A 13,689-nucleotide genomic window follows, 5' to 3' on the forward strand; every position below is an offset into this window, starting at 1 on the left:
TCTATGTCGCCGTGGGCATCTCGGGCGCCATCCAGCACCTGGCGGGCATGAAGGATTCCAAGACCATCGTCGCCATCAACAAGGATCCCGACGCGCCGATTTTCCAGGTCGCCGACTACAGCCTTGTCGCGGACTACAAGACCGCCGTGCCCGAACTGATGGCCGCACTGGGCTGAGCGCCTGTCCTCAGGAACTCCGTCCAGCGCACCTCCTCCTCTTCACGTGATGAGATATAGCCTTGCCCCCCTGCATTGATCGCCCGCTTCGTTCAGCCCTCTACCTCCCGGCCAGCAACGCCCGCGCACTCGACAAAGCGCGAACGGCAGCCTGCGACGCCGTGATCCTCGACCTCGAGGACGCGGTCGGGCCAGATGACAAGGTGCGTGCGAGAGAGGCGGCGTCCAACGCTGTAACTCATGGCGGTTTCGGCCATCGCCAGGTCGTGGTGCGCATCAACGCCCTTGATACGGAATGGGGTTGCGACGACCTGGAGAGCGTCGCCAAAGTCCGCCCGGCCGCCGTCTTGATCCCAAAAGTGTCTTGCCCGGCCGACCTGGAGCCTTGCGCGCAGGCGCTTGCACCCGAGATCCGACTATGGGCCATGATCGAGACCTGCGACGCCATCCTGAATCTCGGCACGCTTGGGGCGTCCAGCGCCATTAACCGCTGCGATGTCTGGATCATGGGCTTAAACGATCTCGCCAAGGAACTACGGTGTCGTTCAACGCCGGATCGCGCGGCCTTGATGCCGGCGATGATGTCGAGCTTGACGGCCGCCCGCGCGAACGGGCTGTCGATCCTCGACGGCGTATTCAACGATGTCGGCGACTTGACCGGGTTCCAGCGTGAGTGCCGTCAGGGCGCAGAGCTAGGGTTCGATGGAAAGACCGTAATCCATCCGACCCAGCTACCCCATGCCAATGACGCCTTCGGCCCGTCAGAAGACGAGATCGAAAAGGCGCGTCACCTGGTCGGCGCCTTCGCTCTCCCTGAAAACCGTGGCAAGGGCGTCATCAAGCTAGACGGAAGGATGGCCGAAAGGCTTCATCTGCAAGAGGCGGAGCGCCTGCTGTCCGTTGCGAAAGCCATCGCCGCCCAGTCTGCGTGAAGACCCGCAGCCGAGAAGCTCACGCCGTCGCCACCGGTCGACGGCTGACCAGCGCGACCGCCAGACACGCGAGCACGGCGAACGGAATGGCGACGAGCGGTATGTTGATCGGACCCGGCTCAAGCGGCCCCAGGCCCTGCTGTAGAACGTAGCCTGCAATCAGCGGGCCGACGATGGACCCGACCCGCCCGATGCCCACCGAGGCCCCGGCCCCGAGACCGCGCATTGCAGCTGGATAGTAGAGCGGAGAGACGCCCGTCAGGGCGTAAAAGGCGCCGACGACGAAGATCCCGATCACGGCGGCGCTGGCCAGAAGGACGACTGTCGTTCCAGCGAACGCGATCCCGAGAATTCCAGCTATAGCGCCCACATAAAGCCCGGGCAGCACACGCTGGTGGCCGAAGCGGTCGACGAAGAACCCCATTAAGAACGATCCAATACAGCCCCCCAGACTGAACATGGCCGACGAGAGTTGGGACGTGCGCAGATCAAAACCCAAGGCGACCATGAGACTCGGAAGCCAATTCACGAGCATGTAGAGGACCGCCGCATTCAGAAAGAGGGCGCTCCAAAGCAAGGCCGTCGTCAATCCACGGCCTTGGTCGAAGAGCACGCTAGCCCAAGACGGTCTATCCTCGCGCTCCGCAGGCCGCGCGGCGGGTTTGGCGTTAGGCAGCATGAAGATGAAGGGCGCCACCGCGATCGGCAGAAGGCCACCGATGTAGAACAGGCTCTTCCACCCCCAGGCCTCTAGATAGGCCGACCCGAGCAGGGCGACGATGAGGCCGCCAATGGGCAATCCCGCCAGGATGATCGATACGATCTTCGCCCGGTGACGTTCTGGCGCGTGATCGAGCGCCATGCTCACGAGATTCGGCATGGCCAGGCCAATGCCGACCCCGGTGGCGAACCGGATCAGCGTCAACGTCTCGAAGTTCGTCGCTGTCACCGTCAGCACACAGAAAGCGCCGAACGACGCGACACCCGCCACAAGGACGCCGCGTCGACCGTAGACGTCGCCTATCCAGCCCCCGATGACGGCTCCGACGACGAGACCGACCTGTCCGCTCGCGAACACCCAGCCCGTCTGACTCGGCGCCATGCCCAACTCCGCGATCAGCACCGGAGCAACGATCGATACGGCTTGAAGATCGAAACCTTCCAACAAGGAGACGGTCAGGCAGACAGCGATCAAGAAGGCCAAGGCTGGCCTCGACAACGGCTTGCGCCCGTTCGCCGGCTGAGGGGCGTGCATGCTTTTCTCCCATGATTGGCGACGTGGAGGACCTCGACGCCCGACGATGTTTCCATCGCTCGTGGCGCTGGTCGTAGTCGTCTGTCCTGAATCCGCGCTGGGTTATGAGGCCAGGATGGATCGCGCGATGATATCCCTCTGAACCTCTGCGGCTCCGCCGTAGATGGTGACGGCGCGGGCATTGAGATATTCGGGCAGAACGACCAACGCTTCCTGCGGCGTGACGCTGTCCGCGGGGGCGGCGTAAAGCGGACGAACGGCCGTCCAGGCCAATCCGCCGTCTCCGAGAATATCCACCCCCAATCGTGTGATCGCCTGGCGAATTTCGCTCACCCGAACCTTTTGCATGGATGACATGACGCCCGGATTCTCGCCCGTGCTGAGCGTGTTCATAATGCGCAGCTCCGTCATGGCGAGCGTATCAACATCGATCTCGAGAGCGCTTATCCGTCGCTCAAGCTCATCTTCGCCTCGACGCCACGCCGCCTCCGGCAGGTCAGCCAGGGCGACGGTTCGCTGCAATAGTCGTCGCAAGCGAGAGCCGGAGAATATGCCGCGCTCGAATTCAAGGAGATACTTTGCACACCCCCATCCTGCGCCTTCGGGACCGACGAGCCCCCCCTCCCCGACCCTGACGTCATCCAAAATCACCTCATTGACGTCGTGGTCTCCGCCGATCGTGAGGATGGGTCTGACAGTGACGCCCGCGGCGTTCATATCGATGATCAGACAACTGATGCCGTCTTGCTTACGGGTCGTCGTCGCCGTTCGCACCAGTGCGATCATGCGATTGGCGTGATGCCCGTAGGTCGTCCACAGTTTGACGCCATTGACGGTGTATCCAGTCGATGAGCGTGTGGCCTTGGTGGTCAGGGCCGCGAGGTCGGACCCTGCGCCCGGCTCAGAAAACCCCTGACACCAGATGTCTTCGCCGGAGAGGATGCGGGGAAGATAATGCGCTTTTTGAGCATCATCGCCGAAACGCATGATCAATGGCCCGACCATGCGCAAACCAATTGTCGGCAGAAGGGGCGCATCGGCCGCCGCGCACTCCTGCTCGAAAATATAGCGCTGTGCGACAGACCACCCCGGACCGCCGAACTCCTGCGGCCAGTGAGGCGCAACCCACCCCTTCTCGAAGAGTATCCGATGCCAGGTTCGATAGATTTCAGGCTCGAGAACCACGGTCGGCGCCATACGCTGCGCGCGGCGCAGCCCGTCGGTCAGGTGATTGTCCAAGAAGGACCGGACCGATTGGCGAAAACTCTCGTGCTCTTGGTCCAGATCCGGCGCCCCGTTCATGACTGACGGCCTTTCTGCACCCCCAAGGCGCGATGACGTCTGAGGTGGAAATCGTTCGCACCGAAAGACAGTTGAAACGCGAGAAGCCGCTTGAAATAGGCGCCGACCTCCAGCTCGTCGGTAACACCCATGGCGCCGTGAAGTTGGACGGCCTGCTCCGCCACGAAGCGAGCCGCCTGTCCGACCTTCACCTTCGCGGCGGAAGCCGTCCGACCTCGCTCAAGGTCACCTGACGATGCGCTGAGCTGACCCGCCAGGGTGATGGATGAAGCCTCTTCGCAAGCGATGAGCATATCTGCGAGGCGATGACGGATAACCTGTTTGTCAGCGATCGGCCCGCCGAACTGCACCCGCGTCTTCATGTATTCGGTCGTCGTCTCTATGAGGTGGCGCATCGCGCCGACCGCGGTGGCGCAGGCCACGAGCAGAGCTGCGTCAAAGCCTGACTGCAACGCCCGCGAGGCGACTGGACCGTCACACACCATTTGACCATCTGAAAGCGTCGCATCGGACAGAGACAGATCGCTGACGATCGAGCCGTCGATCAGCTCGTAAAGGGTCGGAATGACGCCTGGATGTTTTCGGGGGGCCAGAAAGAGGCCGACATCGGCGGCATGTCCTTCGAGATTTGCGCTGATGAGAAAATAATCTGCATCGCCGCCGCCAAGAACCATGCGCTTGCTGCCGGAGAGACGCCACCCCCCCGCCGTACGGTGCGCGGTGGTGCTGGGAACGACGGGCCAAGGCTCCTCCGCCCGCTCAAGATGCGCCAGGGCGATGAGGGTTTTCCCCTCGAACGTTTGGGACAAGGTGTCTGCAAAGCGGCTCGAGGCGCCAGCGGCGAGGACGCCGGCGCCCAGCACGACATGGGCCACATAGGGCGCGTTGATCAACGCGCGCCCGAACGTCTCATTAAGAGCGCCCACCTCACGCGCACCACCACCCAGTCCCCCTTGCTCCTCAGCGAACGGTAGCGCCAGCCATCCCAGCTCGGCGAACTGGCGCCACACATCGCGGGAAAAGCCAGCGGCGCGGCCGCGGACGGGATCATGCTCGCACTCGATGAACTTCAGCGCACTATCGCGCAGAAGCCGAAGTTCATCGCTTTCTACCAAGTTCATTAGAATAGGAGGTCCCCGATTCAAGCCGTTGATCTGAATCCTGGTCAGAATCGACGCGTCAGTTGAAACACCACTTCGCGGGGACGCGCCGCGACCGCGAACACCTGCCCATTGCGTCCTCGCGGCTGGTCGATGCCGGACATGCCATAATATTCGTTGGTGAGATTTCGCCCGACGACACCGAATTCCCAAACACTGCTGACAAGGCTGGCGCTGAGATCGACCGTCGCAAAAGCGTCCTGATGACCGACCGGATTATTGGTTTCCACGTAGTTGTAGTCTGAATTGTAACGGACGTTTCCGTTGATGTTCAGGTCCAAGTCGTCCCCAACCGGGCGGGTGTAGAATACGCCCAAAGAGGCGACCAGTTCAGGCGCACGAGGCAGTTGCTTGCCTGAAAGGTCCTGGGTCGCAGGCGTTCCAACGCACTCCTGCGCAGCGGTCTGCCCCCCATAGCATTGCGCATTGGGGAAGCTGATATAGCGAGCGTTGGCGTAGGTGGCGTCGATCCGGAACCTCAGGTTCGGCGTTGCATGATAGTTGGCGGCCAGTTCCACCCCATCCGTGCGGGCCGCCCCCACATTGCGCAGGATGTATCCCAGGGTGTTAGGATCAAGCGCAGACACTTGAAGATCCTTATAGTCCGTGCGGAAAGCCGTGGCGCTGGTCGTCAAACGACCGTCAAGAAGCGTGAACCTTGCACCCGCTTCATAGGATTTCGCATCCTCCGGCTGGAACACGATATTGTCGTTGGTGAAGCCTGCCGTGATCGTCGTGGGAATGGATACGCCGCCAGCGAGCGAAGCCGTCCGGTAAGCCGTGTAGATCATGATGTCCGAAGACGGCCGCCATGTCAGCGTGACCTCGGGGGACAGGTTGTCGAAGCTGACCTTGTTGCTCACGAACCGACCTTCAGGCAGCAGGAATGAAAGCGCCTGGTTCCGATTGACGAAGATATTGCCGAGCGTGCCGTCCGATTCTTCGTGGGTGAACCTGGCGCCCGCTGTCAGCGTCAGCGTCTCCGACAGCTTGTAGATGCCTTGTGCGAACACTGACGCGGTTTCGGTTCCGCCCCGATAGTCCCTGCAGAACGAGTTGGATCGACCTCGATCTACCGCGATGCCCGGCAAGAGGATGCCGCACCCGCCAAAATGCTTGTCCGCTTTCGACACCAGGCCGCCCACGGAGAAGTTGAGCCGACCGTCGAAGTTCGAAGCCAGCCTGAGTTCCTGCGAATACTGCTTGTAGTCTTCGGCCTCGCCTCCCCAAGCGTAGGTGTAAGCCGACCCCGCCGCGTCTCCGATTTCGCGGTAGTCCAACGTGGCCAGCCCGGTCACGCTTGTCAGCGTCAGATCGCCGAAGCGATAGTTCATCGTCAGGGATGCAATGGTCGATCGGCTGCTGGAGTTGCCGGTGCCGTTGCCGGCTTCCGGATAGTTCGTCGTCTGCTCCGGGGGCAGCACGCCGAGCACCGTATGATTGTTGAGCCGACAATCATCCCAAGGCTCCGCCCCGGCGAAAGTCACTCCCGCATTTGCAAGACCAGGCGCGCAGACCACCTGGGCCGGCATTTCACCCCTGGAATGCGGAGTGTCCTGATGAGCGACGGTGACGCGGAGAGCGGCGTCGAACTGGTCGTTGGGATGATAGACGGCGACGCCGCGCAGCATCGTCGACTGAACCTGCGGAATATTGCGCGAGGATGGCACGCCGCTGAAGGTGTTGCTCGCCGTCTGGAAGACGACGGGCGCGTCATTCACCATCCAGCCCTTGGTCATGTCCGCGTAACGCCCCGACAAGCGGATGCGCAAATTGTCTGACACGGGCAGCGAATATGCCCCTTCAAACTGATATTCGTGCGCCACGGTCTCATATCCGGCCCGGACATAGCCTCCGGCGGTCGTCTCCGGGTCAGCGCTGGAAATCGACAGGACCCCCGCCGTCGCATTCTTCCCGAAATACAGGGATTGGGGCCCACGCAGCACTTCGATGTTCCTTGTGTCGAACATGCCGGACGCGATAAAGCGCGCGCGCCCAAGCTGAACGCCGTCCAGATTCAGCGCGACCTTCTGCTCCAGGGAAGCATTGGCGATGGAGCTTGCAATGCCGCGGATCGAGACCGAGCCCCCCGTGCCGGCTCCGCCCCGCGAAATCCGAAGAGTGGGAACCACTGCACTGATGTTGGCGATATTTGCGCCAGCGAGTTGCACCTCTTTTGTGCTCAGAACGGACGCGCTGACCGGTACATCCTTCAGACGTTCTTCCCGCCCCCGCGCGGTTACAACGATGTCGTCCACCGTAGCGGGCGTATCGGACGCTGACGACTGCTGGGCTTGAACGGGCGCTGCGCTGACGTCGAGCTGTTGCGCAAAGGCGGGACTGGAGACAGCGACGCCGCCGAACAAGCAACTGGTTAGAAGATGGCGACGAAAGCTATACCTGCAAAACCCATACATAGATGACCTCCCCAATTTGCCTCTGCTTATTTGCGATCCACGTCGCGTGCAGAGCATTGGAAGGACGGTGCCCCTTGGGTGACGCACTGTCGACACGGCCGCAGCGCTCATTACATACGAAATGATCTGTGTTTATTTGACACAGCGATCAGGCAACGGGTGCCTTCGACATCGCACCCGCCGTCGTCCAATATGGCTTTCGAAGTTCCCGCTTATTGATCTTGCCGAACGCGTTTCGCTCGATTTCCGGACGGAGTTCGTAAGATCGGGGACATTTGAAACCCGCGAGTCGGGAACGACAGAAGCTGCTCAGTGCGTCAAAATCCACAGCGACGATATCTGGCTTCGGCACAATCAGAGCCTTGACCGCCTCGCCCATTTCCGGATGTGGAACACCGATCACGGCGACATCGGCGACCGCCTCATGCGCCAGGAGGACCTGCTCGATTTCCGCGGGATAGATATTCACACCCCCGCTGATGATCATGTCCGACGCACGATCCGTAATGAAAAGATACCCTTCCTCGTCCACGAAGCCGACGTCCCCGAGCGTGAACACGCCCGGCGCAATGTGCGCTTTCGCCGTGGCTTCCGCATCGCCGTCGTAGATCACGCCGCGGCCCGTCGTGTCCTTGAAATAGATCACACCCTGGACATTCGCGCCTTGGGTCAGGCCTTCCTCCGAAACGATTACAGGCTCATACGGCGAAAGTGTGCGACCAACCGATCCGGGTTTGCGCAACCATTCGGCGGTATCGATCGCGTTGGTGATCCCAGCCTCGGTCGCGCCGTAGAACTCACGAAAGACAGGGCCGAACCAATCGATCATCCGCCGCTTGGTCTCGACTTGGCAGGCGGAGCCGGTGTGGGTGATCAGCCGCACGCTGGAAACGTCATACTTGTTTCTCACCGAGGGCGGCAAAGCCAGAAGTCGCTCAAAATGAACCGGCGACATCGCGGCGCTCTGAACGCCGTGCTGCGCGACCGCGGCCAAAAAGCCCTCGGCGTCGAAACGGCGCATGACAATCAGCGTTGTCCCACCCAGAACTGCGCGCACCGCTGCAAGCGGACCGGCGTGATACAGGGGGCCGACGACGATATTGGGGGACAGTCGCGCGACGTCAGCGCGCGTGGCTAGAAAAGCCACATAGTCGCTGATCGTGGACAAGCGGGGAACGATGGTCGGCGGCGTTTCGACCGCCTTGGGTCGCCCGGTCGTTCCGGATGTGAAATGCAATTGCGGGGCCGGCGGAAAGTCGATGCGAGGTTCCGACGGCGCTCCAGCGTCAAGAAACGTTTCCCATGATTCAACGTCGTCCAACGCTGAACGCCATCCCACGACGGTCGCCCCCCCGGTGACGCGTGCGACCTCCACTGCAGCGGGCGCGGTCTCCGGACCGACGAAGAGAAGCTTTGGGCGAGCGCGGCGGAGGATATAATCCAATTCCTCCGACGTGAGGTGCGCATTGATGGGAACCACCGAGGCGCCGCCCAGTATGGACGCCAAATAGGCCACGACGGCTTCGGCACTGTTGTTTGCGTATACGCCCACGCGATCACCAGGCTCGACCCCGAGAGCGTGCAGGCGATTGATCGCTCGATTGAGGACGAGGTTCAACGCCTCCCAGGTCAAGCTGAGGTCGCCGTCGTCGAGAGCGAGTTCCTTTGGAGTCTCGCGGACCCGATATCCCGCAGCTATCGACATGAAATCCGGGCCGATCCCGCAGTTTTCCGCGTCACCATGTCTAAATCTCCAGCCACTTTTCCAGGAGATCGTGAAAATGTCGGATCTTCGTTTCGTTGTAGTCGGATAGCTGAATTGTCTGCCGCTGCGTCGCGTGAAGGCCCTGTTGCACGTACTGCATGTTGCCGACATCCTGGTTCAGAAGCTTGGCGAGCATTCCAAGTTCGGGCGCCTCGGTCCAATCGTCGTCGGCGCCCAGCCAGTGAATATCCCTGACGGGCCGGTGCTCTCCCTGTTCTGGAATGGGTTCGAGGAACATCACCTCCATGATGCTTTCCTCGTGGTTTGAGCCGTTCGGTCTGAAACGATAAACGATCTTGTTGAACGACCCCCAAGGATCGAAGTTGGGAAACAGGCTGAAATAGATCGGCTTGAATTCAATGTCGGGAACCTGGTCCACCAGCGAGGGAATGGCGTCGCGCAACACCTCGCGATCGTGGGCCGTCCGCGATTGAGACGTCGATGCTGGCATCTGGGGTCCGCCAACCCAGTTGCACATATGGATGTTGACCTCGCCCAACGCCCCCTCGATGTGGTCGCCTTGCCATGTGTAGCGGCCGGTCTCGCCTGCCGGCGTGGTGACACGGACCTCGCTCAAGCCGGTCCCGGGGTCCGCCCGTTCGTAGATCCACCCGTTGAGCGGGTGCCGCATGCGAAAAACGCCGTCGGACGGCAGGGCGTCCCAATCCGGAAGCGCAAGGCTCTCGAGTCCGCCGATGCGGATGGCGCGGGAATAGTTGCCGTAGACGTCGTATTTGCCTTCAAGGTCCTGGACGCCGCCAGCAATGGTCGCCGGATGTGTGGCGATGACATGGTAGGACTCCATGAAAGCCTCACGCGTCACCTTCCAGTTGGCGCGAATGATCTTCGCGACGTGCGCGCTCTTGAAGCGCCGCTCGTACGGCAGCACCGAGAAGTGTGTTTGCAGGTCTCCGATGAACGTCTCGAAGGGCTCGGCGTCGATGTCGGGATTGATAAAGACGAACCGCCCCCAACGCCCGACCTTGGCCTCGGGGAGCCGCTGCTCGTCCCGTTTCAGGTCCGGGAAATCCCATAGACAGGGCACCTGCGTGAGGCGTCCCTCAAGGCTCCAGGTCCAACCATGAAACTGGCATCGAATGTCCTTGGCGCCCTTCACCGCGCCCGAGCGAAGCTTTCGGCCGCGATGTAGGCAGGCGTTGTAGTAGGATTTGAACTCGTCCTCACCCGTCCGGACGACGATGAACGACATGTCCGCGATGTCATAGACAATGGAGTCGCCGATCTCTGGAATGTCATCTTCGTGGCAGGCCATCTGCCATACCCTTTTCCACAGCTTTTCCACCTCGAGGTCGTGAAAGGCTTTGTCGATGTAGCGCTCGACGGGGATCTGGACCGGGCCGGACTGGATCGGAGAATGACGCTTCAACGATTCAGCGACGGGCCGGGTCTCGGACGCCAGGGCGGCGTCATAAGCGTCGTCTATCGTACGCGGGCTTCGCACCGCATGAATGCTCTTATCCACTACTCAACCTCCCTTGAGGTCCCCGCCGCCCTGAAGGCGCCGGAGGGCCCGCTTGTTCACGCGTTTCCAGCCCAGGAAAATAGATTGGGGTCCCATCGATACAACATGAAGGAGGCCCATCAGGACCCCGAGGTCCGCGTCATCTCATATGTAATGAAGACCGGCCGCGCCACTCGACGGCGCGACATCGCCGGGCGCGCCGTTTAATCAAGAGGCCTCATTCGAAAGACCGGTGCGACGTGACCCAGGCAACATCTCCAGCCGTCGGCTGCGATACGGAAACTCTTCTGGCGATCTTTCGCCGGGCTATGCTCATCCACCGCAACGACGAACGGTTCCGCTCCCTCTTGATGAGCGGCGGCATACGACTGGTGTACTATCCTGTGCGCGGTCAGGAGGTGCTTTCGGCGGCGATGATGACGGCGCTGAACCCGGACGACTACCTCGTCACCACCTATCGTGGCATCCATGACCAGCTGAGCAAGGGCATTCCCCTGCGGCAACTCTGGGCGGAGTTTACGGGCAAGGAGACGGGCACCTGCAAAGGCAAGGGTGGTCCAATGCACATCACCGATCCGGCGACCGGCGTCATGGTCACGACCGGGATCGTCGGCTCTGGTCTTCCCATCGGCGCAGGCCTGGCCTTGTCATCACAGATGAAGGGAGATGGACGCGTCACCGTGGTTTGCTTCGGCGACGGCGCATCCAATATCGGCGCCTTCCATGAGGCGCTGAACCTTGCGTCGGTCTGGAAACTTCCCGTGATCTTCTGCTGCCAGAACAATCGATACGGCGAGCACACGCCCTATGCTCAATCGACCTCAGCTCAACAGATCGCCGATCGCGGGGTTGGCTACAACATGCCGGCCGTTCGTGTGGACGGAAACGACGCGGAAGCCATGTATGACGCCGCCAAGACAGCCGTGGACCGCGCTCGCAGCGGCGAAGGTCCGACCCTCATCGAGGCGATGACCTATCGCATGCTCGGGCACACGTTCGGAGCCAGCGTCTCCTATGTTCCGAAGGCGTTTCAGGAAGAGGCGGCCCGCGCAGATCCGATGCCTCGCATTCGTGACGCCCTTCTCAAACGCGGCGTGACGGAAGCCGCGCTAATCGACATCGAAACGGCGATCGAACGCGACATCGACGATGCGGTCCAGTTCGCTCTGGACTCCGCCTACCCCCCTCTCGGCGAACTTCGCCAAGACGTTCTGGCCATGGAGATTTCGGCATGAGCGACAAAGTCTCGTTCGCGAAAGCCATCAACATGGCTCTCGACGAAGCTATGGCGGCGGACCCGAATGTGTTTCTGCTCGGCGAAGATGTCGCTGACGAACAGGGCGGCGGCGTCTTCAAATCCAATGTCGGCCTGTCAGCCAAGTATGGCGTCGGCCGGGTGCGATCGACACCCATTTCGGAGCAGGCGATCATCGGCGCGGCGGTCGGCGCCGCCATCACGGGCATGCGGCCCGTGGCCGAGATCATGTTCATGAACTTCCTCACAGTCTGCATGGATCAGATTGTGAACCACGCCGCCAAGCTTCGCTTCATGTCGGGCGGCAAGACGTCAGTTCCCATCACGATCCGCTGCGGGACCGGCGCTGGCGTCGGTTTCGGCGGCCAGCACTCGGACATGCTCGAGGCCTGGTTCGCCCATGTGCCTGGGATGAAGGTCGTCACAGCCTCCAGTCCCGCTGACGCCAAGGGCCTTCTGCTATCGGCCATTGAGGATGACGACCCGACATTGTTCATCGAAAACATCCCCATGTATGCGATGCAGGGAGCAGCCCCTGCGCCCGGCTTCAAGATCCCGCTCGGCAAGGCGCACGTGCGACGTGGCGGCGACGATGTAACGGTCATCACCTATGGCCGCCCGGTGTTGGCGGTCGATGCCGTTGCGACCAAACTCGCTGCCGAGGGCGTCAGCGTCGAGGTGATCGATCTGCGCACCATCGCTCCTTTCGACCGGCCGACGGTGCTGGAGTCGGTCGCACGCACCAACCGCGCGGTCGTCGTTCACGAAGCCGTTCAAGCGTTCGGCGTGGGCGCCGAGATCTCATCCTGCATCCATGAAGAACTGTTCGGCCAACTGCGAGGGCCCGTGCAGCGTGTCGGCTCGAAATACGCCCCGGTGCCGTTCTCGCCGCCCCTCGAAAAACACTTCCTCTACAACGAGGACGAAATCGAAGCCGCCATAAGGAAGACCTTGAAATGACGATAGAGCTGAGCATTCCGGCCCTGGGCGCGGGCATGAGCGAGGGCAAGCTTGTCCAGTGGCACGTGGCGGACGGTGAGACCGTCGCGGCGGGTCAGATCGTCTACACCTTGGAAAGCGAAAAGACCGCGCAAGACATCGAGGCCCCCGCTGCGGGAACGCTCAAGCGGATCGGCGAAGAGGGGGAAATCTACCCCGTCGGCGCGGCCATCGGCCGTATAGAATCCTAGCCCGGACACGCCGTTGAGCGCCCCCCTTCCCCCCTCTGTCGCCGAAGCCGTCAAGAACTCCGGCTATGATCCCACGGCCTGTGAGTTCCGTCCGTTCGATATAATCGAACGGACGATCGCACGTCGTATGACGACGTCGTACACCGAGGTTCCCCACTTCCATCTCACATCGGAGGCCTGGGTCGGCGACCTTTTGGCTTGGAGAACCCGCTTCAACCGAGAGGCGTCGACACGGGTGTCTTTGAACGATCTCCTCATAAAGGCTTGCGCGCTCGCGCTTCGGGAGGTTCCAGAAGTCAACGCAAGCTACGTCGAGCAGGGCGCCGTTCGTCATCGGGATGTGGATGTCGCGGTCGCAGTCGCGATTCCAGGCGGCTTGGTCACTCCGATCATTCGCCGAGCCGACACGAAGGCGGCGCAGGACATCGCTCTAGAAATGAAGGACCTGGCGGAGCGTGCACGATGCAAAACACTGAAACCGAACGAGTACTACGGCGGCGGTTTCACGATATCCAATCTAGGCATGTTCGGGGTGTCGTCCTTCACCTCAATCATCAACCAGCCTCAATCCTGCATTCTGTCGGTCGGGGGCGTCAGCAAGCGCTATCGGTTCAGGGGGGAAGAGCCTTTCGTGGCCGATGTCATGAATCTGACCCTGAACTGCGACCACAGGCTCATCAACGGCGCCCTCGCCGCCCGTTGGATCGAGACGCTAATCCACCTTCTGGCGACGCCTGAAGCCTGGGCGTGCTGA

General features: G+C 61.5%; 11 protein-coding genes and 1 pseudogene. 6 read left to right on the forward strand and 6 right to left on the reverse strand.

Annotated features, from left to right (window positions below):
- Both RTU05_RS06660 and RTU05_RS06665 read left to right on the forward strand, forming a co-directional pair.
- Window positions 1-176: pseudogene (locus RTU05_RS06660) on the forward strand (electron transfer flavoprotein subunit alpha/FixB family protein); the annotation flags it as partial.
- 62 nt (window positions 177-238) lie between these two features.
- Entirely contained in the window at window positions 239-1,108 is an 870-nt protein-coding gene (locus RTU05_RS06665; protein WP_312596775.1) for a CoA ester lyase, read from the forward strand.
- Window positions 1,109-1,127: 19 nt separating this feature from the next.
- On the opposite strand, the gene RTU05_RS06670 is transcribed toward RTU05_RS06665, so the two are convergent.
- The 6 genes from RTU05_RS06670 to RTU05_RS06695 all read right to left on the reverse strand — a co-directional run bounded on the left by RTU05_RS06670 (window position 1,128) and on the right by RTU05_RS06695 (window position 10,490).
- The gene (locus RTU05_RS06670) at window positions 1,128-2,312 is read right to left on the reverse strand and encodes an MFS transporter (RefSeq protein ID WP_312596777.1); all 1,185 of its coding nucleotides are present in this window, start codon (window positions 2,310-2,312) and stop codon (window positions 1,128-1,130) included.
- Between the two features lie 153 nt (window positions 2,313-2,465).
- Window positions 2,466-3,665, reverse strand: a complete 1,200-nt coding sequence (locus tag RTU05_RS06675) for an acyl-CoA dehydrogenase family protein (protein ID WP_312596779.1) — start codon at window positions 3,663-3,665, stop codon at window positions 2,466-2,468.
- Window positions 3,662-4,786 carry an acyl-CoA dehydrogenase gene (locus RTU05_RS06680; protein WP_312596781.1) on the reverse strand — a complete coding sequence of 375 codons (1,125 nt, stop codon included), beginning with the start codon at window positions 4,784-4,786 and terminating at the stop codon, window positions 3,662-3,664. The genes RTU05_RS06675 and RTU05_RS06680 overlap by 4 nt, the downstream gene beginning before the upstream one ends.
- A gap of 44 nt (window positions 4,787-4,830) precedes the next feature.
- Entirely contained in the window at window positions 4,831-7,083 is a 2,253-nt protein-coding gene (locus RTU05_RS06685) for a TonB-dependent receptor (protein WP_312596783.1), read from the reverse strand.
- A gap of 307 nt (window positions 7,084-7,390) precedes the next feature.
- Window positions 7,391-8,947 carry an AMP-binding protein gene (locus RTU05_RS06690; RefSeq protein WP_312596785.1) on the reverse strand — a complete coding sequence of 519 codons (1,557 nt, stop codon included), beginning with the start codon at window positions 8,945-8,947 and terminating at the stop codon, window positions 7,391-7,393.
- Window positions 8,948-8,987: 40 nt separating this feature from the next.
- The gene (locus RTU05_RS06695) at window positions 8,988-10,490 is read right to left on the reverse strand and encodes an aromatic ring-hydroxylating dioxygenase subunit alpha (protein ID WP_312596787.1); all 1,503 of its coding nucleotides are present in this window, start codon (window positions 10,488-10,490) and stop codon (window positions 8,988-8,990) included.
- A 239-nt stretch (window positions 10,491-10,729) separates the two neighbouring features.
- On the opposite strand from RTU05_RS06695, the gene RTU05_RS06700 reads away from it, so the two are divergent.
- The 4 genes from RTU05_RS06700 to RTU05_RS06715 are packed head-to-tail and all read left to right on the forward strand — an operon-like array spanning window position 10,730 to window position 13,689.
- A complete protein-coding gene (locus tag RTU05_RS06700) occupies window positions 10,730-11,725 on the forward strand; it encodes a thiamine pyrophosphate-dependent dehydrogenase E1 component subunit alpha (RefSeq protein ID WP_312596789.1) in 996 nt (331 codons plus the stop codon).
- Window positions 11,722-12,705 carry a pyruvate dehydrogenase complex E1 component subunit beta gene (locus tag RTU05_RS06705; RefSeq protein WP_312596791.1) on the forward strand — a complete coding sequence of 328 codons (984 nt, stop codon included), beginning with the start codon at window positions 11,722-11,724 and terminating at the stop codon, window positions 12,703-12,705. The genes RTU05_RS06700 and RTU05_RS06705 overlap by 4 nt, the downstream gene beginning before the upstream one ends.
- Window positions 12,702-12,935 carry a lipoyl domain-containing protein gene (locus tag RTU05_RS06710; protein ID WP_312596793.1) on the forward strand — a complete coding sequence of 78 codons (234 nt, stop codon included), beginning with the start codon at window positions 12,702-12,704 and terminating at the stop codon, window positions 12,933-12,935. The genes RTU05_RS06705 and RTU05_RS06710 overlap by 4 nt, the downstream gene beginning before the upstream one ends.
- A 13-nt stretch (window positions 12,936-12,948) precedes the next feature.
- Window positions 12,949-13,689: a dihydrolipoamide acetyltransferase family protein gene (locus tag RTU05_RS06715; RefSeq protein WP_312596795.1), complete on the forward strand. Its 741-nt coding sequence runs from the start codon at window positions 12,949-12,951 to the stop codon at window positions 13,687-13,689.

The sequence above is a fragment of the Brevundimonas sp. genome (assembly GCF_032017145.1).
In the GTDB taxonomy this organism is placed as follows: domain Bacteria; phylum Pseudomonadota; class Alphaproteobacteria; order Caulobacterales; family Caulobacteraceae; genus Brevundimonas.